At 69.9% G+C, this 24,250-nt stretch carries 20 protein-coding genes; 13 read left to right on the top strand and 7 right to left on the bottom strand.

From position 1 onward, the window contains the following. The first annotated feature begins 4 nt into the window (after positions 1–4). From IE250_RS06245 to araA, 4 genes are all read left to right on the top strand, one after another. Positions 5–1,411, top strand: coding sequence for an RICIN domain-containing protein (locus IE250_RS06245; RefSeq protein ID WP_189668449.1), 1,407 nt, complete (start codon positions 5–7; stop codon positions 1,409–1,411). A 283-nt stretch (positions 1,412–1,694) separates the two neighbouring features. Then, positions 1,695–3,362, top strand: a complete 1,668-nt coding sequence (locus IE250_RS06240; protein WP_189668448.1) for a xylulokinase — start codon at positions 1,695–1,697, stop codon at positions 3,360–3,362. Then, on the top strand, positions 3,359–4,135 hold the full coding sequence (locus IE250_RS06235) for an L-ribulose-5-phosphate 4-epimerase (protein ID WP_229872203.1): 777 nt from the start codon (positions 3,359–3,361) through the stop codon (positions 4,133–4,135). The genes IE250_RS06240 and IE250_RS06235 overlap by 4 nt, the downstream gene beginning before the upstream one ends. Then, entirely contained in the window at positions 4,132–5,646 is a 1,515-nt protein-coding gene (araA, locus tag IE250_RS06230) for an L-arabinose isomerase (protein ID WP_189668447.1), read from the top strand. Before IE250_RS06235 ends, araA begins: the two co-directional genes overlap by 4 nt. A gap of 172 nt (positions 5,647–5,818) precedes the next feature. On the opposite strand, the gene IE250_RS06225 is transcribed toward araA, so the two are convergent. Next, positions 5,819–6,505, bottom strand: coding sequence for a GOLPH3/VPS74 family protein (locus IE250_RS06225; protein ID WP_189668446.1), 687 nt, complete (start codon positions 6,503–6,505; stop codon positions 5,819–5,821). A 140-nt stretch (positions 6,506–6,645) separates the two neighbouring features. Here IE250_RS06225 and IE250_RS06220 point away from each other — a divergent pair, with 140 nt between their 5' ends. Then, positions 6,646–6,921, top strand: a complete 276-nt coding sequence (locus IE250_RS06220) for an acylphosphatase (protein WP_189668445.1) — start codon at positions 6,646–6,648, stop codon at positions 6,919–6,921. A gap of 71 nt (positions 6,922–6,992) precedes the next feature. On the opposite strand, the gene IE250_RS06215 is transcribed toward IE250_RS06220, so the two are convergent. Next, positions 6,993–8,369: a glycoside hydrolase family 43 protein gene (locus IE250_RS06215; protein ID WP_189668444.1), complete on the bottom strand. Its 1,377-nt coding sequence runs from the start codon at positions 8,367–8,369 to the stop codon at positions 6,993–6,995. A gap of 115 nt (positions 8,370–8,484) precedes the next feature. Here IE250_RS06215 and IE250_RS06210 point away from each other — a divergent pair, with 115 nt between their 5' ends. Further along, complete coding sequence (locus IE250_RS06210) at positions 8,485–9,570, top strand: LacI family DNA-binding transcriptional regulator (RefSeq protein ID WP_189668443.1); 1,086 nt, start codon at positions 8,485–8,487, stop codon at positions 9,568–9,570. On the opposite strand, the gene IE250_RS06205 is transcribed toward IE250_RS06210, so the two are convergent. The 5 genes from IE250_RS06205 to IE250_RS06185 form a co-directional block, all read right to left on the bottom strand. Continuing rightward, on the bottom strand, positions 9,548–10,237 hold the full coding sequence (locus tag IE250_RS06205) for a YesL family protein (protein WP_189668442.1): 690 nt from the start codon (positions 10,235–10,237) through the stop codon (positions 9,548–9,550). The genes IE250_RS06210 and IE250_RS06205 overlap by 23 nt on opposite strands. Beyond that, complete coding sequence (locus IE250_RS06200) at positions 10,234–11,616, bottom strand: arabinan endo-1,5-alpha-L-arabinosidase (protein WP_189668441.1); 1,383 nt, start codon at positions 11,614–11,616, stop codon at positions 10,234–10,236. The genes IE250_RS06205 and IE250_RS06200 overlap by 4 nt, the downstream gene beginning before the upstream one ends. Next, positions 11,613–12,548: a carbohydrate ABC transporter permease gene (locus IE250_RS06195; RefSeq protein ID WP_229872202.1), complete on the bottom strand. Its 936-nt coding sequence runs from the start codon at positions 12,546–12,548 to the stop codon at positions 11,613–11,615. The genes IE250_RS06200 and IE250_RS06195 overlap by 4 nt, the downstream gene beginning before the upstream one ends. Positions 12,549–12,566: 18 nt before the next feature. Then, positions 12,567–13,460, bottom strand: coding sequence for a carbohydrate ABC transporter permease (locus tag IE250_RS06190; protein ID WP_189668440.1), 894 nt, complete (start codon positions 13,458–13,460; stop codon positions 12,567–12,569). Positions 13,461–13,555: 95 nt separating this feature from the next. Further along, positions 13,556–14,902 (bottom strand): ABC transporter substrate-binding protein, encoded by a 1,347-nt coding sequence (locus IE250_RS06185; protein ID WP_189668439.1) that lies wholly within the window; start codon positions 14,900–14,902, stop codon positions 13,556–13,558. Positions 14,903–15,100: 198 nt separating this feature from the next. Between IE250_RS06185 and arfA the strand changes: the two genes are divergently transcribed. From arfA to IE250_RS06150, 7 genes are all read left to right on the top strand, one after another. Next, entirely contained in the window at positions 15,101–16,612 is a 1,512-nt protein-coding gene (arfA, locus tag IE250_RS06180; RefSeq protein WP_189668438.1) for an arabinosylfuranosidase ArfA, read from the top strand. A 20-nt stretch (positions 16,613–16,632) separates the two neighbouring features. Next, positions 16,633–17,652: an arabinan endo-1,5-alpha-L-arabinosidase gene (locus tag IE250_RS06175; protein ID WP_229872201.1), complete on the top strand. Its 1,020-nt coding sequence runs from the start codon at positions 16,633–16,635 to the stop codon at positions 17,650–17,652. Between the two features lie 174 nt (positions 17,653–17,826). Continuing rightward, on the top strand, positions 17,827–18,834 hold the full coding sequence (locus IE250_RS06170) for an ABC transporter substrate-binding protein (protein ID WP_189668436.1): 1,008 nt from the start codon (positions 17,827–17,829) through the stop codon (positions 18,832–18,834). 78 nt (positions 18,835–18,912) lie between these two features. After that, the gene (locus IE250_RS06165) at positions 18,913–20,439 is read left to right on the top strand and encodes a sugar ABC transporter ATP-binding protein (RefSeq protein ID WP_189668435.1); all 1,527 of its coding nucleotides are present in this window, start codon (positions 18,913–18,915) and stop codon (positions 20,437–20,439) included. Further along, entirely contained in the window at positions 20,436–21,500 is a 1,065-nt protein-coding gene (locus tag IE250_RS06160; RefSeq protein ID WP_229872200.1) for an ABC transporter permease, read from the top strand. The genes IE250_RS06165 and IE250_RS06160 overlap by 4 nt, the downstream gene beginning before the upstream one ends. Continuing rightward, positions 21,497–22,495: a galactofuranose ABC transporter, permease protein YjfF gene (gene yjfF, locus IE250_RS06155; RefSeq protein WP_189668434.1), complete on the top strand. Its 999-nt coding sequence runs from the start codon at positions 21,497–21,499 to the stop codon at positions 22,493–22,495. Before IE250_RS06160 ends, yjfF begins: the two co-directional genes overlap by 4 nt. Positions 22,496–22,659: 164 nt before the next feature. Next, positions 22,660–24,165 (top strand): RICIN domain-containing protein, encoded by a 1,506-nt coding sequence (locus IE250_RS06150; protein WP_229872199.1) that lies wholly within the window; start codon positions 22,660–22,662, stop codon positions 24,163–24,165. Positions 24,166–24,250: the final 85 nt, after the last annotated feature.

Genomic DNA, 24,250 nt, shown 5'->3' with positions numbered 1-24,250 from the left:
TCCCGTGAGGCGACGACTTTTTGCTGCCCTCGCTGCTCTTGCCTGCGTCCTGGCGACAGCCACCGGCGCGGTTTCCGCCCAAGCTTCGCCCGAGACAGTGGTGAACGGCACCCAGTTCACCGATACGTCGGGCAACCCCCTGCACGCGCACGGCGGCGGGGTGGTCAAGGTGGGTTCGTACTACTACTGGTTCGGCGAGAACCGGAACGCTGACAACACGTTCCGGTACGTGTCGGCCTACCGGTCCACAGACCTGGTGCACTGGGAGTTCCGCAACCACGTGCTCACCGAGGCCAGCCACCCCGAGCTGGCGGTGGCCAACATCGAGCGGCCCAAGGTCATGTACAACCAGGCCACGGGCAAGTTCGTGATGTGGATGCACAAGGAGAACGGCAGCGACTACTCCGAGGCGCGCGCCGCGGTGGCCGTGAGCGACACGGTGGACGGCAACTACACCTACCAGCGCAGCTTCCGGCCGCTCGGGCACATGTCCCGAGACATCGGCGTGTTCGTCGACACCGACGGCACCGGCTACATGTACTCGGCCGCGAACGAGAACCACGACCTGCACATCTACCGTCTGAACAGCGACTACACCGACATCCAGTCGCTCGTCGCCAACCCGTGGCCGGGCGGCCACCGCGAGGCGCCCGCCCTGTTCAAGCGGGGCAGCACGTACTTCATGCTGACCTCCGGTGCCACGGGCTGGAACCCGAACCAGCAGAAGTACGCGACCACCAGCAACCTGGCGTCGGGCTGGTCGGCCATGCAGAACGCCGGCGACTCAACCGGCTACGGCTCGCAGACCACGTTCGTCCTACCGGTGCAGGGCACCTCGGGCACGTCCTACCTGTACATGGGCGACCGCTGGGGCAACTCCATCGGGACCAACGTGAACGGCTCCCGCTATGTGTGGGCGCCGATCACGTTCCCCACCTCGACGTCGATGTCGTTCGGCTACTACCCGGAGCTCGTGATCGACGCGGCTGCGGGCACCGTCACCGGGCAGGGCGGGCCGTTCGAGTCGCTCACCGCGCGGCACTCCGGCAGGTGCGCCGACGTGACCAGCCAGTCCTACGCCGCCGGAGCCCAGATCAAGCAGTGGGACTGCAACGGCGGCGGGAACCAGCGGTTCTGGTTCCGGAACGCCGGCGGTGGCTACTACAACCTCGTGGCCCGGCACAGCGCGCTGTGCGTGCAGGAGAACGCCACGACCGTGACCCAGCAGAGCTGCGGGACTGGCAGCAACCAGCAGTGGTCGGTGGTCGCCGCGTCGGGCAGCTACGTGACCATCCGGTCGCGCGCGACGGGCGAGTGCCTGGACGTCAACGGCGGTTCGACGGCCAACGGGGCCGCGGTGATCACCTACGCGTGCAGCGGAGCGACCAATCAGCAGTGGACCCGAGGCTGACGAGCCGGGCCTCGACCTGCGGGAGCCTGCCGAGGTAGTCGTCCGGCGAGGTAGCCATCCAGCATGCGCTGGGTGAACACCTCGCCGGACGACTGCCTCGGCGTCCGCCTCGGCGGGCGGGCGGCACGTCCCGCCCGGCCGGGGGGTTGGGTACCGAGTTGTCGTTAGGTATCGTGTGAGCGTTAACATCGCCGTAGACGGTGAACGGCTTACCGGGACGGTCGAACGACTTTTTACACGAGCAACGCCTCGCGACGATGCGGGCAGGACGGAGCGGTCCACCATGGTGGAGCGGCAAGACGAAGCAGTGGGGCGGCTCACCGGCCTCCGGGAGGCGATCGAGCAGGGTCGGACGGCCCTCGGTATCGAGCTCGGCTCCACCCGGATCAAGGCGTGTCTCGTCGGTCCGGACAACGCACCGCTCGCCAGCGGCAGCCACGACTGGGAGAACCAGCTCGTCGATGGCACGTGGACCTACTCGCTGGACGCCGTCTGGTCCGGCCTGCAGGAGTCCGTCGCCGCCCTGCTGGCCGACGTCGAGCGGCAGTACGGCGTGCGGCTCACCGCCGTCGGCGCGATCGGTGTCTCGGCGATGATGCACGGGTACCTGGCGTTCGACGAGGCGGACGAGCTGCTCGTGCCGTTCCGCACCTGGCGCAACACCACCACCGAGCAGGCCTCGACCGAGCTCTCCGGCCTGTTCGGGCACAACATCCCGCTGCGCTGGTCGGTCGCCCACCTCTACCAGGCGATCCTCTCCGCTGAACCGCATGTGCCGCAGGTGCGGCACATCACCACGCTGGCGGGGTACGTGCACTGGCGCCTGACCGGCCAGCAGGTGCTCGGCGTCGGCGACGCCTCCGGCATGTTCCCGATCGACCCGGTGACGAAGGACTACGACCGGCAGATGCTGGCCCAGTTCGACGAGGTCGTGGCCGACCGCGGTCCCGGCCGGGGCATCGCCGACCTGCTGCCGCGCGCCCTGCCGGCCGGCGCCGACGCCGGCGCTCTCACCGAGGAGGGCGCCGCGCTCCTGGACCCGACCGGCACGCTGCGACCGGGCATCCCGCTGTGCCCGCCCGAGGGCGACGCCGGGACCGGCATGGTCGCCACCAACTCCGTGGCGCCGCGCACCGGCAACGTCAGCGCCGGCACCAGCATCTTCGCGATGGTCGTCCTGGAGAAGGCGCTCGAGCGGGTGCACCCGGAGCTGGACCTGGTCACCACCCCGGCCGGCGATCTCGTCGCGATGGTGCACTGCAACAACGGCGCCAGCGAGCTGGGCGCCTGGGCCGAGATGTTCGGCCAGTTCGCCACGGCGCTGGGACAGCCGGCCGGCCCCGACGCCGTCTTCGGGGCGCTCCTGCGGTCCGCGCTGGACGGCGACGCCGACGGCGGTGGCCTGCTCGCCTACAACTACCTGTCCGGCGAGCCCATCACCGGCCTGGAGGCCGGGCGCCCGCTGTTCACCCGCACCCCCGACAGCCGCCTCACGCTGGCGAACTTCGCGCGCACCCAGATCTACAGCGCGTTCGGCACCCTGAGCCTCGGCATGCGCGTGCTGGCCGAGGAGCAGGTCGAGCTGGACGCGATGTTCGCGCACGGCGGCATGTTCAGGACTGAGGGCGTGGCCCAGCGCCTGCTCGCCGCCGCACTCGGCGCCCCCGTGGCCGTGGGCCGGACGGCGGGCGAGGGCGGCGCCTGGGGCATCGCCGTGCTCGCCGCGTACCGGGCGTCCGCGCGGGGCGCGGCCGCCCCTGAGCAGGACCTGGGCGCCTACCTCGGCGCCGAGGTGTTCGCGGACGCCGCGCTCGACGTCGTCGAGCCCGACGCCGACGACGTGGCGGGCTTCTCCGCCTTCCTGGAGCGCTACAGCGCGGGGCTCGCCATCGAGCACGCCGCCGTCGCCGCGCTCCGGACCCGAGACACGACGCAGGAGAACGACCGATGAACGCGAGAACCGAGATGAAGGCCCTGACCGACTACCCGCAGGCGCTCCAGGACGAGGTCGAGCGCGTCCGCGCCGTCGTCTCGGACCTGCACGCCGAGCTGCCCCGCTGGGACCTGGTGGTCTGGACCGCGGGCAACGTGTCGCAGCGTGTGCCGAACCCGGCTGCTCCGGACGGCAGCGCCGACCTGTTCGTCATCAAGCCCTCTGGCGTCTCCTACGACGACCTCACCCCCGCGGGCATGGTGGTGTGCGACCTCGACGGCAACCTCGTGGACGGCACGCGCTCGCCGTCGTCGGACACCGCTGCGCACGCCTACGTGTACCGGCACATGCCCGAGGTGGGCGGCGTGGTGCACACGCACTCCACGTACGCGACGGCCTGGGCCGCACGCGGCGAAGAGGTGCCGTGCGTGCTCACGATGATGGCCGACGAGTTCGGCGGGCCCGTCCCGGTGGGTCCGTTCGCGATCATCGGCGACGACTCGATCGGCCGGGGCATCGTCGAGACCCTGAGCGGCCACCGCAGCCCCGCGGTCCTGATGCGCAACCACGGCCCGTTCACCATCGGCAAGGACGCACGGGCAGCCGTGAAGGCCGCCGTGATGGTCGAGGAGGTTGCCCGCACCGTGCACATCTCCCGCCAGCTCGGCGAGCCCGTGCCGATCGAGCAGCAGCACATCGACTCCCTCTACGACCGCTATCAGAACGTCTACGGCCAGCCCGCGACGACGTCGTCGGCCACTGCCGAACAGAACATGGAAGGACAGGCATGAGCACCAAGCCCTACGCGGACCGTGAGGTCTGGTTCCTCACCGGGAGCCAGGACCTCTACGGCGAGGAGACCCTGGCCCAGGTCGCGGAGCAGTCCCAGGAGGTCGCCCGCGCGCTGGACGCGTCGTCGGACGTGCCGGTCAAGGTGGTGTGGAAGCCCGTCCTCAAGGACTCGCCTGCGATCCGCCGCGCCATGCTGGACGCGAACGGCGACGACAAGGTGCTGGGTGTCGTCACGTGGATGCACACCTTCAGCCCCGCGAAGATGTGGATCGCGGGCCTGGACGCGCTGCGCAAGCCGCTGCTGCACCTGCACACGCAGGCGAATGTCGAGCTCCCCTGGGACGACATCGACATGGACTTCATGAACCTCAACCAGGCCGCGCACGGCGACCGCGAGTACGCGTACATCGCCACGCGGCTCGGCGTCGCGCGGACGACGGTGGTGGGGCACGTCTCCAACCCGGCTGTCACGCGCCGGGTGGGCACCTGGGTGCGCGGCGCGGCCGGCTGGGCGGCGACGCACGAGCTCAAGCTGGTGCGGTTCGGCGACAACATGCGCAACGTGGCAGTCACCGAGGGCGACAAGACGGAGGCCGAGCTGCGGTTCGGCGTCTCGGTGAACACGCACGGCGTGAACGACCTGGTCGCGGCGGTGGACGCCGTCGAGGAGGCCGCCATCGACAAGGTGGTCGCGGAGTACGAGGAGAAGTACGACGTCGCTCCCGAGCTGCGGGACGGCGGCGACCGGCACGACTCCCTGCGCTACGCCGCGCGCCAGGAGATCGCGCTGCTCGGGTTCCTGGAGGCGGCCGGCGCCAAGGCGTTCACCACCAACTTCGAGGACCTGGGCGCCCTGCGCCAGCTCCCCGGCCTGGCGGTCCAGCGCCTCATGGAGAAGGGCTACGGCTTCGGCGCCGAGGGCGACTGGAAGACGGCGGTGCTCGTGCGGGCGGCCAAGGTGATGGGGCTCGGCCTCCCCGGGGGCGCGAGCCTCATGGAGGACTACACCTACGACCTCACCCCGGGCTCCGAGCTGATCCTCGGCGCGCACATGCTGGAGGTCTGCCCCTCGCTGACCACCTCGAAGCCGCGGATCGAGATCCACCCGCTCGGCATCGGCGGCAAGGAGGACCCGGTGCGCATGGTGTTCTCGGCCGACGCCGTGGAGGGCGCCGTCGTCGTCTCGCTCGCGGACATGCGGGACCGGTTCCGCCTGACCGCCAACGTGGTCGACGTCGTCACCCCGCCGCGCGACCTGCCGAAGCTGCCGGTCGCCCGCGCGATGTGGAAGCCGCGGCCGTCGTTCGAGATCTCCGCCGAGTCGTGGCTCACGGCGGGCGGCGCCCACCACACGGTCATGTCGACCGCAGCGGGCATCGAGGCGTTCGAGGTCTTCGCGAACATCGCGCGCACCGAGCTCCTCGTCATCGACGAGGACACGACGCGTCGCGGCTTCGCCGACCAGGTCCGCCACAACCAGGCGTACTACCGCCTGGCCCAGGGCCTCTGACCCTGCTCTGCCGAGGTAGAACCGTGGCGAGATAGAACCGCAGCGAAGTAGGGCTGGAGCGAACCCCTGAAGGGTGCGCTCCAGCCCTACTTCGCTGCGGTTCTATCGGCCTGGTTCTATCTCGGCCTGGTTCTATCTCGCCCTGGTTCTACCTCGGCAGAGCAGGGTCGGGTCAGCTGCCTGCTGTGGCTGCGCCCGTCGCCGCCACGGTTGCCGCGATCATCGCCGCGTTGACGTCGTCGATCGCGCGCTTCACCGCGGCGCCTGCCCACTCGGACTCGGCGATCTCCTTCGCGCGGCGCTTCAGCGCACGACGGTCCTGGTCGGGATAGATCTTGCGGGTCAGGTCGGTCGCGAGCAGGAGCGAGACCAGGGCCGCCGTCCGCTCGTCCGCGTCCGCGCGCCCGGTCAGGGCGGCCAGCACGCGCTTGCGGACGGCGGCCTCCGGCGCCGGGTCGTGCGCCGTCCATGTGGTGCTGGGGAAGAGCCCCAGGATCTTGACCTGCTCCTCGCGCAGCACACCCCGGGCGGCCAGGCCCTGTTGCAGCGAGTCGCGAAGCCTCCTGGCAAAGCTGCCCTGCCCCACCTTCCGGATCGCGTCCTTGGGCTTGCGGTCGTGCATCAGGTCGAGCACCTCGCGCTGCAGCGGGTCCGACGGCGTCGCGCGGCCGGTCACGTGGAACCGGCCCTTCCGTCCGCCGTCGGCGCCGTCGGACACCTCGAGCGCACCGTGCAGGGTGAGGTCGGCGACCGACGCTCCGGCCAGGGCGAACTGCAGGTACTGCGAGCTGAGCAGCGGCTTGCCCGACGTGTCGTCGAGCGCGAGGAGCAGGTACTCCTCGGCGAGGCTGAGGTCCATCGCGGTCTCCTTGGAACGTCGGCTGGCCTGTCAGGTCCAGCACATCACGGCGGGCCTCGCCGCGTGATCCGCCGCAGGGATGACGGGCCACCCCCCGCACGACGGAGGCGACGCCGGGATCGTCGGGTGAGGATGGCGTCATGGTCACGTTGGTTGCACGGCACGTCGTGGTGAGCGGACGGGTGCAGGGCGTCGGCTTCCGATACCTCCTCGAGCGGGAGGCCACGGTCGCCGGTGTGGCCGGCTGGACCCGCAACACCGCCGAGGGCACGGTCGAGGCGGTCCTCGAAGGGCCGCCCTCGGGGGTCGAAGACGTTCTCGGGTGGATGCGGCGCGGCCCCCGCGGCGCCGTCGTCGTCTCGGTCGACGTGACCGAGGTGGCGCCGCGAGGCCTCACCGGCTTCATGATCCGGTGAGGCCTGTTGTGGGCGCGATCGTTGCTACCTCCTGCCCGCTTTAGGCGCAACGATCGCGCCCACAACACAGGTCAGCGGACCGTCAGGGTCGCCTCCTCGGTGGTTGTGCGGCCGGCGGCGTTCTGCGCCGTGGCACGCACCCGCAGGCCGTCGAGGTCCGGTGTGACCCCCCGCAGCGTCAGCACCGAGCTGCCGTCGCCTCGCGTGGCCGGCTGCCCGCCGGATGGCGCGCGCCAGGTGGCACCGCCGTCGTCCGACACCTCCCAGGTGATCACCGGGCGGGGCGTGCCCGCTGCCTGGGTGCGGAAGACCGCGCGGCCGCCGGCTGCCACCTCGACGTCATCGGGCTCCGCGCTGATCGAGGGCACGGCCAGGGTCTGGTCCACCACGGGCCAGCCGTCCTCCCACGCCATCCGGTGCAGGCCAAGGGTCGGGAAGTACGGGATCTCCTCGTTGGCGCCGTCGTAGTAGTGGAAGGCCAGGACGCCGTCGTGCACGGACTGGCCGCCCGGGCCGGCCACCGGGCCGTTCGACTCCAGGAGCACCGTGCCCCCGCCGCCGACCATGTTGCGGCCCTCCTTGTCGAGGTACGGGCCGGTGACCGAGCGGGACCGTCCGACGACGACCTTGTAGGTGCTGTCCGCTCCGGCGCAGCAGGCGTCGAACGAGGCGAACAGGTAGTACCAGCCGCCGCGCTCGTAGATGTACGGGGCCTCGACACGGTTGCCGGGGGCGAACCGGTCGACCAGGTGGACGGCGTTCTCGAGCGCGCCCTCGACGGGCTTGCCGCTGGGCCAGGAGATCTCCACCAGGAAGATGCCGTACCAGTGCGAGCCGATCGCCATGTACGGCGTGCCGTCGTCACCGGTGACGATGCCGGCGTCGATCGCGTTGAAGGTCTTGCCGTCCTCGATCGGGGCGGGGGACGTGATGACCGGTCCCTGGTCGACCCACTCGTAGTCGGGGTCGTCCGGGTCGAGGGTGGTGTTCGTGGCGAGCGCCGTCAGGGAGTTGTTGGTACCGAAGCGGGACGCCGAGTAGTACAGGTAGTAGGTGCCGTCGTGCTCGTAGATCTCGGGAGCCCAGAGGTTGTCCGGCAGCGCGCCGTCCGAGAAGTGCTCGTCGATCCAGGCGGGGATCTCGTCCCAGACCGTGCCCTCGTAGGCCCAGGTGGTGCCGTCGTCGTGGGACGACCACATCTGGACGGTCCCGCCGTTCTCGCGGTTCAGGAGGCCGGTCGAGTAGACCCACCAGGTGCCGTCGTCGTCGATGGTGAGGGCGGGGTCGTGGACCGGCGAGGTGTCGCCGACGACGCTGATCCCGCCCGGCGCACCGGCCGTCGTCCCGCCGGGCGGTCCGGCAACCGCCCCGGACGCCGGCGCCGCGACGGCCAGGGCGGCACTGATCGCGAACGCCCCGAGCGCCGCGAGTGGCTTGCGTGGTGACATCGTTGTCCTCCGTAGTGGTCGGATCGTCGGCGGCTGCGCCGAGTGGTTCTACAACGATGTAGAGTATATGCGTCCGGATGCCCTGACCACGACCCCCTCGGAAGGACGTGCACCCATGCCGGTGACGATGCACGACGTCGCGCAGCGCGCCGGAGTCTCGGTCAAGACCGTCTCGAACGTCGTGAACCGGTACCCGCACATCCGCGCCGAGACCCGGCAGCGTGTCGAGGAGGCGATCGACCACCTCGGCTACCGGCTGAACGTCTCGGCGCGGAACCTGCGCATCCGCCGCACCGGGATGATCACCCTCAACGTGCCCGAGCTCTCGCTGCCGTACTTCGCGGAGCTCGCCGACTCCGTCATCCGCGCCGCCGACGAGCGCGGCTGGACTGTGCTCATCGAGCAGACCGGGGCCGAGCGCGCGCGTGAGCTCGAGGTGCTCGCGGGCGGCCGTCGGCACCTTACCGACGGCGTGCTCTTCTCACCCCTCGCCCTGGGCCCCGACGACCTGGGCCGCTTCGACGTCGACTTCCCGCTCGTCGTCCTCGGCGAGCGTGTCTTCGGGGCGCGGGCCGACCACGTGACCATGAACAACGTGGAGGCGGCCCGGGCCGCGACGGCGCACCTCATCGCTACGGGCCGACGGCGCATCGCGGTCGTCGGCGCGCACGCGGGCGAGGTCATCGGCTCGGCGGCGCTGCGGCTGACCGGCTACGAGCGGGCGCTGGCCGACGCCGGTATCCCGCTCGACCCCGCGCTCGTGGGCGAGGCGGGCCTCTGGCACCGCTCGACAGGCGCGGAGACGATGGGCCGCATGCTCGACTCCGGGGTCGAGATCGACGCGGTCTTCGCCCTGAACGACGCCATGGCGCTCGGCGCCCTGCACGCACTGCATGCGCGGCGCATCGACGTGCCCGGCGACGTCGCCCTCATCGGGTTCGACGACGTCGACGACGTCCGCTACTCCGTGCCGACCATCTCGTCGGTGGACCCGGGCCGCGACGACATCGCCCGCACCGCCGTCGAGCTGCTGGTCGAGCGGATCGGCGGCACGGAGAAGCCGTTCCGCCGCATCGTGCCCGGCACGCGGATCGTCGGCCGGGAGTCGACCGGCGGCGCACCGGGGGACGGCGAGAAGGCCGTGGCCGTGCTGCCCGGCCGGGTGGAGGGCATCGAGGTCAGCCCTCTGGAGGCCGGCTGACCTCGTCGGCCGGACCGCTGGCCTCGTCGATGCGGTGCAGGCGCTCGTCGACCATCCGCCCGCTGAGCCACAGCGGCACCGCGACCCCGGCGAGCAGCCCGAGCAGCGGGATCACGTACGACACCAGGCCGCACACCGCGAGCACCACCAAGGCACCGAGGGCGACACCGGGGCCGAGTGCGGGGCTCAGGAGCAGGAAGCGCCAGGTGTCGAGCGGGGGCCGGTCGTAGCGCAGCACCACCCGAGGCCAATAGGCCAGCACGACGGCGATCCAGGCACCCACCAGGACGAGCCCCAGCTGCAGGGCGGCCCGCGCCGGACCATCCATCTGCGCGAGCACGAGGGAGTCGAACAGCAGCGCCGCGCCCACTACCCACAACGGGATGCCGAGCAGGTTGGCGCGTCGCCAGCCGTCCCGCCAGGCCCGCCAGAACGGGCGCCACGGGGACTCGGCGGGATCGCCGTCGAGCAGCACGGCGCTGGCGGCGCGGAACGCCGGCCACACACCCAGCATCACGCCGCCGGCGAGCGTCCCGAGCAGGAACAGGATGTTGACCTCGACCAGCCGCGTGACATGCCGGAGCACCCGCATGATGCCGCCGCTCCAGCCGATCTCGTCCTCGGCCGAGGTGTCGCGCACCGCCTTGTCCGGCCCGGGTTCGGTCACTCGTCGCTCACCTTCGTGCCGGTCACCACGCGACCGGCGTCGTCCACCGCTGCCAGGCACAGCGTGGCACGGTCGCGGACAGCGTCCCAGCCGGGATGGACGACGGCGGCCCACGTCCGGGACGTCCCGTCGCCGGCAGCGCCCTCCCAGACGAACCGCCCTTCGCCGAGCGGGCGCGCTCGGCCGACGCCGGTGAGCGCGCCGTCGAGCACGTCGCCGAGCGCTCCGGCCTGGCCGTCGACCACCTTGGCGGGCGCGGCGCCGACGTCGAGCACCTCCCACGTCCCGTCGAGCACGTCCGGGCCGGTGGGCCAGGTGGCGGAGTCGTCGTTCTCGCGGTCCGGACCGGCCCAGGGCTGCGGCGAGACCAGGGGCCAGCCGTCGTGCGTCCACACCAGCCGCCGTACCTGGACGCGGTGCTCGGTCGGAGCGTCGGCGTCGCGCACGTGGTGCACCACGAGCTGTCGCCCTGGTTCGGTGAGGACCGACGCGTGACCCGGCGCGAGGATGCCGGGGCCGCGGGCCAGGCGGTGGCTCGCCAGGACCGGCACGCCGACCTGCCAGGGGTCGACGCCGGACGCGCCGCCCGGGGCGCCTGGCGCGCCGTCGGTCATCAGCCGCCCGGCGCGGTCCTGGAACGGACCGCCGACGTCGTCCCCGACGGCGGCACGCAGGTGGTACGTCCCGGCCAAGGAGTCGTACGAGACCAGGAGGGCCCAGCCGCCGCCGGGCCGGGGGAGGACGAACGCGCCCTCGACCGCGCCATCGGCGAGACGCGAGCGGCGCGCCAGCAGCTTGCCCGGAAACCTGCGCAGCGCCTCGGGTGGGTGCGCGTCGACCACGAACCCCGTTGCCGGGTCGACCGGCAGCGCGTAGATGCCGCCGAAGAACGAGCCGTAGACGAGCCACTGCCGCCCACCGGCTTCGGTGACCAGGTTCGCGTCGATCGCGTTGGGGTGCCCGAGCCCGGCCGGCCCGTCCACGTGGTCGCTCGCGATCACGATGCCGCGGTCGCTCCAGGGCCCGGATGGGTGCGGCGCGGTCGCGAGGCCGATCGCCGACCGCCGCGACCCGAACGTCGACGCGGAGTAGTACATGCGCCACTCGGCCCTTCCGGAGCCCGGATCGCCCACGCGGACGACGTCGGGGGCCCACAGGCCGGCTGCCGTGGACCAGTCGCACGCCGGGCCGGGGACGCCGTCGAGCGCCCAGCCGTGGAACGTCCAGCCCACCAGGTCGCGCGAGGTGCGCACCTGGACACCGGCGCGTACGGGCCCGTCCGAGCGGGCGTCGGTGGAGAACATCCAGTAGGTGCCGTCGTCGTCGCGGACGACGGTGGGGTCGTGGACGTGCCGGCCACCCCACGCGGCTGTGGTCATCCCTTCGTGCCGGAGAGGGCGACCGACTCGATGATCTGCCGCTGGAAGATCAGGAAGATCGCGAGGATGGGCAGCAGAGCGATGAAGGACGCGCCCATGATCAGCGGGTAGTCCCGCTGGGTCGCGTACTGCACGTTCATGTTGGCGATGACCACCTGGAGGGTCTGCCGCCCCGGTGTGTTCAGGTACAGGATCGGCGCCAGGTAGTCGTTCCAGATGGCCATGAACCAGAGGATGAACTGGGCGGCCACCGCCGGCCGGATGATCGGGAAGATCAGCCGCCAGAAGATCTGCCAGAAGCTCGCGCCGTCGATCTTGGCCGCCTCGATGATCGAGTTCGGCACGTTCTCCAGGTACTGCCGCAGGAAGAAGATCACGAGGATGTTGCCGAAGATCGCCGGGACGATCAGCGGCAGGAGCGTGTCCACCCAACCGATCCGGGAGAACATCACGAACTGCGGGATCATCAGGGTGGGGTACGGGATCATGATCCCGGTCAGCAGGCCGACGAAGATGAGGTTGCTGAACGGTAGCCGCATCTTCGCGATGGCGAACGCCGCCATCGAGCAGGTGATCGTGCCGAGCACGGTGACGGTGGCGGCCACGATGAAGCTGTTCTGGAACCCGGTGAGGATGCTGGAGTCCTGCCACATCCGGACGTAGGTGTCCCACTGTGGCACCTCGGGGATCCACACGGGTGGCAGGGCGAAGACCTCCGTCTTGGTCTTCAGCGACGTGGAGACCATCCAGACCAGCGGTGCGACCATCACGATCGCGCCGGCGGAGAGCAGGGTGAAGACCAGCCAGTCACCGATACGGGTGCTCGTGGTCCGGCTCATCGGGGTGCGGCCCGGGGCCTTGCGGCCGGGAGACGCGAGGCCGCGGGTCTTGGTGTTCAGGGGGTCGCGGCTCTGGGCCGTGGTGAGACTCATGATTCCTCCGCCTCCGCCTCAGTCGATGGCGAAGCTGTTGCGCCGGTTCAGGCTGAACTGGATCAGGGTGATGATGAGGATCAGCAGGCCGAGCACGATCGCCATGGCCGTCGCGTACCCCATCTGCTGGTACCGGAACGCCTGTCGCCAGATGTGCCAGACCGCTGACGCGGTGCTGTACTCCGGTCCGCCTGAGGGCGTCATGATGTTGATCTCGGTGAAGATCTGCGCCCCGCCGATCACGTTGGTCACCACCAGGAAGAACGTCACCGGACGGACCATGGGCAGGGTGATGGTGCGAAACCGCTGCCAGCCGTTGGCGCCGTCGAGCTGCGCGGCCTCGTAGAGCGAGCGCGGCACCGACTGGATGGCGGCCAGGTACAGGATCATCGAGTACCCCAGGCCCTTCCAGATGGCCATCAGGATGATCGCCGGCTTGGCCCAGACCGTGCTGGCCAGCCAGTTGGGGCCGTCGATGCCGACGAGGGCAAGGGCCTGGTTCACCAGGCCGAAGTCGCCGTTGTACGCCCACTGCCACAGGATCGCGATCGCCGCGAGAGACGAGATGACCGGCACGTAGTAGATGGTGCGGAAGGCGGTCAGGCCGACGATCTTGCGGTTCATCGCGACGGCGAGGGCGAGTGACATACCCAGGCCGATCGGGATGCCGATCATGTAGAAGAAGGTGTTGTACAACGACTCGAGGAAGTTCGCGTCGCTGAGGAGCTTCACGTAGTTGTCGAGGCCGACGAACCGCATGACCCCGAGGCCGTTCCAGTTCGTCAGCGACGCGTACACGGCGAAGCACACCGGATACAGCGTGAACAGCAGGTAGCCGATCACCGGGGCCGCGACGAAGGCGAGGGCCCAGCGGTTCTCGGACCGATGGAGGCGCGAAGCCGTGCCAGCCATGAGATCCCTCTCTGCAGTGGCCTGGGTTGTGGGCGTGATCGTTGCGACCCCATGACCGCTTTAGGCGCAACGATCACGCCCACAACCCAAGAGGACTAGTTGGCGGAGGCGGCTGCGGCCTGCTCGGCCTGGTCGTTGGACTCGTCGAGCAGAGCCTGCATCCGCGGCTCCACCTCGGCCAGGTACTCCTCGGCCGTCTGCTGGCCGTCAAGGACGGGCTGGATGTTGGTCCACATCTCGTCGTACCAGGCGGCGCCATAGGTCATCGCGGCCGGCATCGGGCGGCCGTAGTCCTCCACGATGTCGAGGAACTCCTGGCGGTTGGCCGGGCTCGTGCCCTCCTCGGCCGCCCATTCGGCGGCCATGTCCTTGAGGTTCGGCACCTGGATGCCGGCGTCGACCAGGGTCTGCTGTGCGGTCTCGTCGGCGGACAGGTAGGTGACCAGCTCGGCCGCCTCCTCCGGCATGGCGGTCGTGGCCGAGACGCCGATGCCGAGCGAGCCGACCCACGTGGCGGGCTCACCCGTGGAGCCCGCGGGGAACGGGATGAGGTCGTAGTCGAAGTCGAGCTCGTTGTACACGCTCACGTCCCAGGGACCCACGGGGAAGAAGGCGAGCTCTCCCTCCATCCAACGCTGGTAGGTGTCCAGCGTGGCCGCCTGCTCGGCGTTCGGGGTGACCTCGTCCACCGTGGTCAGGTCGGCGATGTACTGCAGCGCCTCGGCCATCTCGGGGGTGTCCACGGTGACCTCGGTGCGGTCCTCGTTGGTCCAGTCGGCGCCGTTGCTCCAGGCGAAGCCCTGCATGTTCCACTGGACGTTGAGGCCGGTGCCCCACTGGTCGACCTCGTTGTTGCCGTCCGTGTCCTTGGTGACCTTCTTCAGCACGTCGAGCCACTCGTCCCAGGTGTAGGGCTCGTCGGGGCTCGGCAGCTCGATGCCCTCGGCCTCGAGCATCGTCTTGTTGTAGCCCATGGCGAACGGGCCGACGTCCTTCGGCAGGCCGTAGAGCGCGCCGTCGGGCGTGCCCTGGAGCGTGCCGTCGTAGCGGTAGGAGTTGACGCCGTACTCCCACAGGTTGTCCAGGTCGACGCCAGCGGCCTCGACGTGGTCCGTGATGTCGAGAAGCACGCCGGAGGTGACGTAGGACTGCAGGTTGGCCTGCTCGATGTAGAACACGTCGGGCACGTTGTTGCCCGAGATCGCTGCCTGGAGCTTGGTGGCGTACTGGTCGGCGTCGGTGACGATGACCTCGACCTCCACGCCGGTCTCCTCGGAGAACCTGTCGATGGCCTCCTGATATGCGGCCTTCTCGTCCTCGCCACCGCGGAACATGAAGGTGAGCTTGCCGTCGTCGTCCGTTCCCGAACCACTGCCGCAGGCGGCGGTGGAGGCCAGGACCAGGGTGGCGACGATGCCGGTGGTCAGGCGTGACTTCCTCATCACGGTTCCTCTCTTGAGCCGGGCTGCTGGTGCGGGCCGAGCCGCCAGATATGGCGGCGCAGCGTGTCGCGGAGCGTACCGGGTTGTCTCTTCGGCTCTGAAGTTACATCGATGGAGAATCGATGCGGCACACGCTAGCATCTGGTCTACAACGATGTACAGCGGCCGCTGCGGCTGCGACAGGGAATGAGGAACTCCATGCACTCCGCCACCGTCTCGCTCGACCCCGCCTTCGTCGTCGGGCCCGTGCGCCGCCGCACCTTCGGCTCGTTCGTCGAACACCTCGGGCGCTGCGTCTACACGGGCATCCACGACCCGGGGCATCCCACCGCCGATGCCGACGGCTTCCGCGGCGACGTCATCGAGCTCACGCGCGAGCTCGGCGTATCGACGGTGCGCTACCCGGGCGGCAACTTCGTCTCCGGATACCGGTGGGAGGACGCGGTCGGACCGGTCGAGCAGCGTCCCCGGCGCCTGGACCTGGCCTGGCACACGATGGAGCCCAACCTCGTGGGCGTCGACGAGTTCATGCGCTGGACCGCCAAGGCCGGCGTCGAGCCCATGATGGCCGTCAACCTGGGCACGCGTGGTGTGCAGGAGGCGCTCGACCTGCTCGAGTACTGCAACGTGCCGGCCGGCTCCTACTGGGCCGACCAGCGCCGGGCCAACGGAGCCGAGGACCCGTACAAGATCAAGATGTGGTGCCTGGGCAACGAGATGGACGGCCCGTGGCAGATCGGACACAAGACCGCCCAGGAGTACGGGCGGCTCGCGGCGGAGACTGCCCGCGCGATGCGCATGATCGACCAGGGTCTCGAGCTCGTGGTGTGCGGCTCCTCGAGCTCGGCCATGCCGACGTTCGGCGAGTGGGAGCACACGGTGCTCACGGAGGCGTACGAGCACGTCGACCACATCTCCGCGCACGCCTACTACTGGGAGGAGGACGGCGACCTGGCGTCGTTCCTGGCCTCCGTGGTGGACATGGACCACTTCGTGGAGTCGGTGGCCGCTACGGCTGACGCCGTCCGCGCGGCGGGCAAGCACACCAAGCGGATCCACATCTCGTTCGACGAGTGGAACGTCTGGTACCAGAAGCGCGCGGAGTCGCGGCCGCCGTCGGGCGACGACTGGCCCGTGGCGCCCGTGCTCCTGGAGGACCGGTACAACGTGGCCGACGCCGTGCTGGTGGGCAACATGCTCATCTCGCTGCTGCGCAACACCGACCGCGTGCACGCGGCGTCCCTCGCGCAGCTCGTCAACGTCATCGCACCGATCATGACCGAACCCGGCGGGCGCATCTGGAAGCAGACGATCTTCCACCCGTTCGCGCTCACCGCCCGGCACGCCGCCGGCGAGGTGCTCCGGCTCGCTGTCGACTCGCCCGTGCACGAGACCGCCAAGTTCGGCGAGGTCGCCGTGCTCGACGCCGTGGCCACGTACGACGCCGAGTCCGGCGACGTCGTGCTGTTCGCCGTGAACCGGTCGCTGACCGAGCAGGTGGTGCTCGACGTCGACCTGCGTGGGTTCCCGGGCATGCGCGTGGCCCAGGCCCTGACGCTGTCCAACCCCGATCACACCTGGCACGCCACCGCGGACGACGACACGAGCGTGCTGCCGCAGCCGAACACGTCGGCGAAGGTGGCCGACGACCGGGTCCGGGCCGAGCTGCCTCCGGTCTCCTGGTCGATGCTGCGCCTGGAGAAGGAGTGAGCCGCCGGCGGACGGTAGGCGTGTCGGCGTCCGTCGCGGTGGCCGTCGGGGTCGCCGCGACGGTCTCGGCTCTGGCGGTGACCAGGCCCTGGGAGCCGCGGCCCCGGGTGCTGGACCTGGCCGGCGACCTGCGGGTGCACGACCCGGCCCTCGTCGCCGGGGCCGAGGGCGAGCCGTGGTTCGTGTACTCGACCGGCGACGTCAACGTCGGGTTCGGCGCGCCGCAGGTGCGCCGCTCCGACGACGGAGGGGCCACCTGGGCGGACGCCGGCACCGCCTGGGACGCCGACACCGACCCGGAGTGGGTGCGAGCAAGCATCGACGGCGTCGAGAACTTCTGGGCGCCCGAGCTCTATGAGCACGACGACACCTGGTACCTCTACTACTCGGCGTCGACGTTCGGGTCGAACCGCTCGGCGATCGGCCTGCGGACGGGCGCCACGCCCGACCCGGACGACCCCGCCTACGGCTGGACCGACCAGGGCATGGTCGTCGAGTCTGTGCCTGGCGAGGACAACTTCAACGCGATCGACCCCGGGATCGTCGAGGACGCTGACGGGAACCCGTGGCTGTTCTTCGGGTCGTTCTGGGGCGGCCTCCAGCTGCTCCCGCTGGAGTGGCCCAGCGGGAAGCCGCCGGCAGGGGCCGAGCCCGTCACGGTCGCGAGCCGGGTAGGCGTGCCCGACAACCCGATCGAGGCGCCGTACGTCGTCGAGCGGGACGGCTGGTACTACCTGTTCTTCTCCCGCGACCTCTGCTGCCGTGGCACCGACTCGACCTACAACATCGCCGTCGGGCGCTCCCGGGAGGTCACGGGTCCGTACGTGGACGCGGACGGGAAGGATCTCGTCCTGGGCGGCGGCACCCCGGTGCTCGGCACAGAGGGGACCATGGTCGGGCCGGGCGGGCAGTCGGTCTCCCGCGGGCACCTCGCCTTTCACTACTACGACGGCACGTCGGGCGGGGACTTCCGGCTGGCGGTCGAGGAGCTGGCGTGGTCGGACGACGGGTGGCCGCTCGCCCTGGCGGTGAGGAATTAGGTCACTTCGTCACACAAATCCGAATGTTCCTCTATTAGAGGAATCGCGCCTGACTCGTTACTAGAATGTGACTTGGGTGGCTATGGACTCGGCCATGTGAGCGCTAACATTCGAGGCGGGCAATTTCGCCGCACGTAACCCGCACGACGTCGCGCGGGCTCTCAAGGAGGAGACATGGCACGCACTACCCTCACCCGCACCGTCCTCGCGGCGGTGGCGGCAACTTCGCTGTTTGCACTCGGCGCCTGCAGCTCGGACGCAGGTAACGAGCCCGCAGCCGGCGGCGAGCCGGCCGCCGGCGCCGACGACGGCGTCATCACGCTCGGCTTCTCCCAGGTGGGCGCCGAGTCGGGGTGGCGAGCAGCGAACACCAAGTCCATCCAGGACACGCTCACCGCGGAGAACGGCTTCGACCTCAAGTTCTCCGACGCCCAGCAGAAGCAGGAGAACCAGATCCAGGCCATCCGCTCCTACATCACGCAGGGCGTGGACGTCATCGCGTTCTCCCCGGTGGTCGAGACCGGCTGGGACGCCGTGCTCCAGGAGGCCAAGGCTGCAGGCATCCCCGTGATCCTCACGGACCGCGCCGTCGACGCTGAGGACGAGACCCTCTACGAGTCGTTCATCGGCTCCGACTTCGTCAAGGAGGGCGAGACGGCCGGTCAGTGGGTCGCCGAGAACTTCGACGGCGAGGGCCTCAAGGTCGTCGAGCTCCAGGGCACCACGGGCTCGGCCCCGGCGATCGACCGCAAGGAAGGCTTCGAGTCCGCCATCGAGGGCTCGGACGTCGAGATCATCGACAGCCAGACCGGTAACTTCACGCGTGCCGAGGGCAAGACCGTCATGGAGGGCTTCCTCAACAAGCACGACGACATCGACCTCGTGTTCGCCCACAACGACGACATGGGTCTCGGCGCGATCGAGGCCATCGAGGCGGCCGGCCTGGTGCCGGGCAAGGACATCCAGATCGTCACGATCGACGCCGTCAAGGACGGCATGCAGGCGCTCGCCGACGGCAAGATCAACTACATCGTCGAGTGCAACCCGCTCCTCGGGCCGGACCTGGCGGAGATCGCCAAGGCCGTCATCGCCGGTGAAGAGGTCGAGAAGCGCATCGTCGTCAAGGACGAGGCGTTCGACCAGGCCGCGGCCAAGGAAGCGCTGCCCACGCGCGAGTACTGACCGATCGTCGCTGAGGTGGAGCGCCGGCCAGCCGGTGCTCCACCTCGGTGCCGCAGCACGCCAGACAGAAGGTCGAGGATGACCCAGCAGACAGCACCACCCGTCGTCGAGATGACCGGCATCAGTGTCGAGTTTCCTCCGGTGAAGGCCCTCGACGGGGTAGATTTCAGCCTTCGCCCCGGCGAGATCCACGCCCTCATGGGCGAGAACGGCGCGGGTAAGTCCACCCTGATCAAGGCCCTCACCGGGATCCACTCGCCTACGGCGGGCACGATCCTGGTCGACGGCGTCGAGCGCCGGTTCACCGGCCCCGCGGACGCCCGGGCACACGGCGTCAGCACCGTGTACCAGGAGGTCAATCTCTGCGAGAACCTCACGGTCGCGGAGAACATCATGCTCGGCGCGGAGCCGCGCCTGCTGGGCGGCCTGCACTGGCAAGCGATGCGCAGCCAGGCGGCGACCCACCTGAAGCGCATGGGGCTGAGCATCGACCCGGCGTCGTCGCTGGGGTCCCACTCCCTGGCGGTGCAGCAGCTCGTCGCGATCTGCCGCGCCACGGTGGGCGACTGCAAGGTGCTCATCCTCGACGAGCCCACCTCCAGCCTGGACACCGACGAGGTGGCGCACCTGTTCAAGGTCATGCGCGCCCTGCGCGACGAAGGCGTGGCGATCCTGTTCGTGAGCCACTTCCTCGACCAGGTGTACGAGGTGTCCGACCGCATGACCGTGCTGCGCAACGGCGGCCTCGTGGGGGAGTTCGCCACCGCGGACCTGCCGGCCGCCGAGCTGGTGCAGCACATGATCGGCCGCTCCATGGAGGTGCTGGAGGCCGCCGAGGAGGTGGTCGAGCACGTCGAGCGGCCCGCCGGCGCGACGCCGCTGCTGCAGGTCGTCGGCCTGGGCCGCAAGGGTTCGGTGCAGCCGTTCGACCTCGACCTCTACGAGGGCGAGGTCGTGGGCCTCGCCGGTCTGCTCGGCTCGGGTCGTTCGGAGCTGGCGCGCCTGCTCACGGGCGCCGACCGGGCCGACGTCGGACAGACCCGCGTGGCCGGGCAGCCGACTCGCCTGCGCACACCGCGCGCGGCGATGCGCCATCGCATCGCGTTCACGTCCGAGGACCGCAAGGGCGAGGGTGTCGTGGACGGCCTCACCGTGCGGGAGAACATAGTGCTCGCGCTCCAGGCTGAGCGCGGCTGGATGCGCCCCCTGCCCCGCAAGCAGGTGGACGAGCTGGTCGCGAAGTACATCGAACAGCTCGGTATCCGGCCCGCGAACCCGGAGGCGCTGCTGCGCAACCTGTCCGGCGGCAACCAGCAGAAGGTGCTGCTCGCGCGGTGGCTCTCCACCGCACCCCAGCTGCTCGTCCTGGACGAGCCCACCCGCGGCATCGACGTGGGCGCCAAGGCGGAGATCCAGAAGCTCGTGGCCGACCTGGCCGCCGACGGCATGTCCGTCGTCTTCATCTCCGCTGAGCTTGAAGAAGTGCTGCGCATATCGCACCGCATCGCCGTGATGCGGGACCGCCGCAAGGTGGCGGAGATCGATGGAGGAGGAGCCACGATGGACCAGGTGGTCGACCTCATCGCCGGAGGTGGGGCAAAGTGAACAACGTACTTCGCCATCACCTGTTCTGGCCGGTGGCCGCCCTGGTCGCCCTGCTGGTCGCCAACACGGTGGCCCGGCCCAGCTTCCTCTCGATCACGATCCGGGACGGCCACCTGTTCGGCGCCCCGGTCGACATCCTGCGGGCGACGGCGCCGCTGCTGCTGGTCGCCCTCGGCATGACGCTGGTCATCGCGACGCGCGGCATCGACCTGTCGGTCGGCGCTGTGGTCGCGGTCTCTGGGGCGGTGGCGCTGTCGCACATCGCGTCGTCGCCGAACCCCGAGTCACCGGTCACCGTGCTCACCGCGATCGCCATGGCCCTGGCGCTGTGCCTCGTGCTGGGCGTCTGGAACGGGTTCCTGGTCTCGGTCCTCGGGATCCAGCCGATCATCGCCACGCTCATCCTGATGACGGCGGGCCGCGGCGTCGCCATGCTCATCACGGGCGGCATGATCACCACCATCAACAGCGCGCCGTTCAAGGTGCTCGGCTCGGGGTTCTGGCTCGGCCTGCCCGTCGCCGCGGTCATCGCGTTCGGCGTGTTCGCAGTGGTCGCGTTCGTGGTGCGGCGCACCGCGCTCGGCATGCTCCTGGAGGCGACGGGTATCAACCCGGCCGCGAGCCGGCTCTCCGGCGTGCGGTCCAAGACGCTGACCTGGACCGTGTACACGGCTTCGGGCCTGTTCGCCGGCCTGGCGGGTCTGCTCATCAGCGCCGACACCATGGCCGCCGACGCCAACAACGCCGGCGTGTTCATCGAGCTCGACGCGATCCTGGCGGTAGTCATCGGCGGGACGGCGCTCTCGGGCGGCAAGTTCAACCTGTCGGGCACCCTGGTCGGAGCGCTCGTCATCGCGACGCTCGAGCGGACCGTCACCGTCCTCGGCATCTCGCCGCTGGTCACGCCCCTGTTCATGGCCCTGGTCGTCATCGTGGTGACGCTGCTGCAGTCACCCAGGATGCGGGAGCGGCTCACGGCGGCGACCCGCCGCCAGGCCGTGACACCGCCCGAGCCGCAGCCCGCTGCGCGCCCCGACTCCACGGAGGTGAAGGCCCGATGACGACGACGGCCCCCGCCCGCGCGCGCCGCGCGCTGAAGATCCCCACTCGGCTGGACCGCCGGTACCTACCGGTATTGGGCACGTTCGTGGTGCTCGCGCTCATGCTCATCGTGGGCGGCACCCGGTACGAGAACTTCCTCACGCCCGCCGTGGTGTCCAACCTGTTCATCAACAACGCGCACCTCATCGTGCTCGCGGTGGGTCTGACGTTCGTCATCCTCACCGGCGGGATCGATCTGTCGGTCGGGTCGGTCCTGGCGCTGTCCACGGTGATCACCGCGGCCCTGCTCCAGGCCGGCCTGCCGGTGGCCGTGGTGCTCCCGGTCGCCGTGGGCGCCGGGACGGTGATCGGCCTGGCGCACGGCGTGATGGTCCACTACTTCCAGGTGCAGCCGTTCGTGGCAACGCTCGCGGGGATGTTCTTCGCGCGCGGGCTCTGCTTCGTCATCGCGCCGGAGTCGATAGCCATCGACAACGCGTCGTTCGTCGAGCTCGCCGGCTGGGTCCAGATCTTCGCGGGGTGGCGCATGTCCTCCGGCGTGCTGATCGCGCTCGTCGTGGTGGGCATCGCCTTCCTGGCCCTGCACTTCACGCGGTTCGGCCGCACGGTGTACGCGATCGGCGGCGGCGAGCAGTCCGCGCTGCTCATGGGTCTGCCCGTGGCCCGCACCAAGGTGCTCGCCTACGTGGTGAGCGGCACGTGCGCCGGGCTCGGCGGCCTGCTGTTCGCGATGTACTCGCGGTCCGGCTACTCGCTGACCGGCGTCGGCATGGAGCTCGACGCCATCGCGGCGGTCGTCATCGGCGGCACGCTGCTGACCGGCGGCACCGGGTTTGTGCTCGGCTCCGTGCTCGGCGTGCTGGTGCTCGGTCTGATCCAGACCATCATCACGTTCGAGGGCACGCTCAGCTCCTGGTGGACCAGGATCGTGATCGGCGTCCTGCTGCTGATCTTCGTGCTGCTCCAGCGCGCGCTGAGCCTCCGCAAGACCTGACCGGACCCACGGCCCTGACTCGGTGTTTTCGGTGCGCCGAGTCAGGGCCGTGATACCGCCCGCGACCATTCCACAAAGACGTGAATCGCAGTACAACGATGAACGATCCTGTTGGCTCCCGACGGGCCGAATTGCTGGCACAACGACGTGACGGAGGAATGACCATGAGAAAGCCACGTACACGGTGGTGGGCGGCGATAGCCGCGGGGCTGGCGCTCGTAGGAGCGGCGGCCACAGGGGCCGCGACCGCTACCGCGCCGGCGGCCTCGGCGGCCGACGAGCCGTACGTCGGCTACCTGTTCTCCTACTTCACCGGGGAGAGCTCGGCTGACAGCGAGCAGATCTACTTCGGCCTGAGCCGCGGCAACGACCCGCTGCACTACATCGACCTCAACGGCAACCGGCCGGTGCTCACCTCGAACGTCGGGACCGGCGGTGTGCGGGACCCGTTCATCATCCGGAACCCGGAGACCGGCCGGTTCTACCAGATCGCCACCGACCTGAAGATTCACGGCAACGGGGACTGGGACGGCGCCCAGCGGCACGGCTCGCGGAACATCGTGGTGTGGGAGTCGAGCGACCTGGTGACCTGGTCGCAGCCGCGGCTGGAGCTGGTGTCGCCGCCCACGGCCGGTAACACCTGGGCGCCCGAGGCGTACTGGGACGAGGCCCGCGGCGAGTTCGTCGTGTTCTGGGCCTCCAAGCTGTACGCGGAGAGCGACCCGAACCACACCGGCTCGACGCACAACCGCATGATGTACGCGACCACCAGTGACTTCAACACGTTCAGCCAGGCTCAGGTCTGGGTCGACCCGGGGTACTCGGTGATCGACTCGACGGTGACGCAGCACAACGGCTCGTACTACCGCCTCACCAAGGACGAGCGTTCCAACTCCGGCAGCTCCCCGTGCGGCAAGTTCATCACCGCCGAGCGGGCGACCGACCTGCGCGACACGAGCTGGGACTTCATCGCCGACTGCATCGGAAAGGGTCAGGTCAGCGCGGGCGAGGGTCCCACGATCTTCAAGTCCAACACCGAGGATCGCTGGTACCTGTTCATCGACGAGTTCGGCGGCCGGGGGTACGTGCCGTTCCAGACGACGAACCTGGCCTCCGGGGTCTGGACCCCGGTGTCCGACTACGACATGCCCACCAACCCGCGGCATGGCACCGTCCTGCCGGTCACCCAGGCCGAGTACGACCGGCTGCTCGCGAAGTGGGGTGGCTCGGACACCCTGCAGACGGGGACCTGGTACTCGGTCGAGTCCGCGCACTCGGGCCTCGTGTGGGACATCGCCGGGCGGTCCACCGCGGCGGGCGCGCGGCTGACCCAGTGGGGCTCCTGGGGCGGCACCAATCAGCAGTTCCGCTTCGCCGACGCGGGTGGCGGCTACTACACGATCGAGGCACGGCACTCGGGGCTCGTGCTGGACGTGTCGGGTGCGAGTACGGCCAACGGGGCCGACGTCATTCAATGGACCCGTACCGGAGGAACCAACCAACAGTTCCAGGTGCGCACCAACAGTGACGGGACGGTGACTTTCCTGAACCGTAGATCGGGCAAGGCGCTGGACCTGTACGACCACGCCACGGAACCCGGCGCGCGCATCTCCCAGTACACGGACAACGGTAACGCCGTCCAGAAGTGGATCCTGCACGCGGCGTCGTAACCGTCCTGCGTGACGAGGCCCCGCGCCGACCGGTCAGTGATGACCGGTCGGCGCGGGGTACTACCGCTCTCCGAAGCCCGAGCCC

Origin of the sequence: Promicromonospora soli (assembly GCF_014653785.1) — a bacterium.
Taxonomy (GTDB): domain Bacteria; phylum Actinomycetota; class Actinomycetes; order Actinomycetales; family Cellulomonadaceae; genus Promicromonospora; species Promicromonospora soli.
This window is presented reverse-complemented; position numbering and strand designations above follow the sequence as displayed.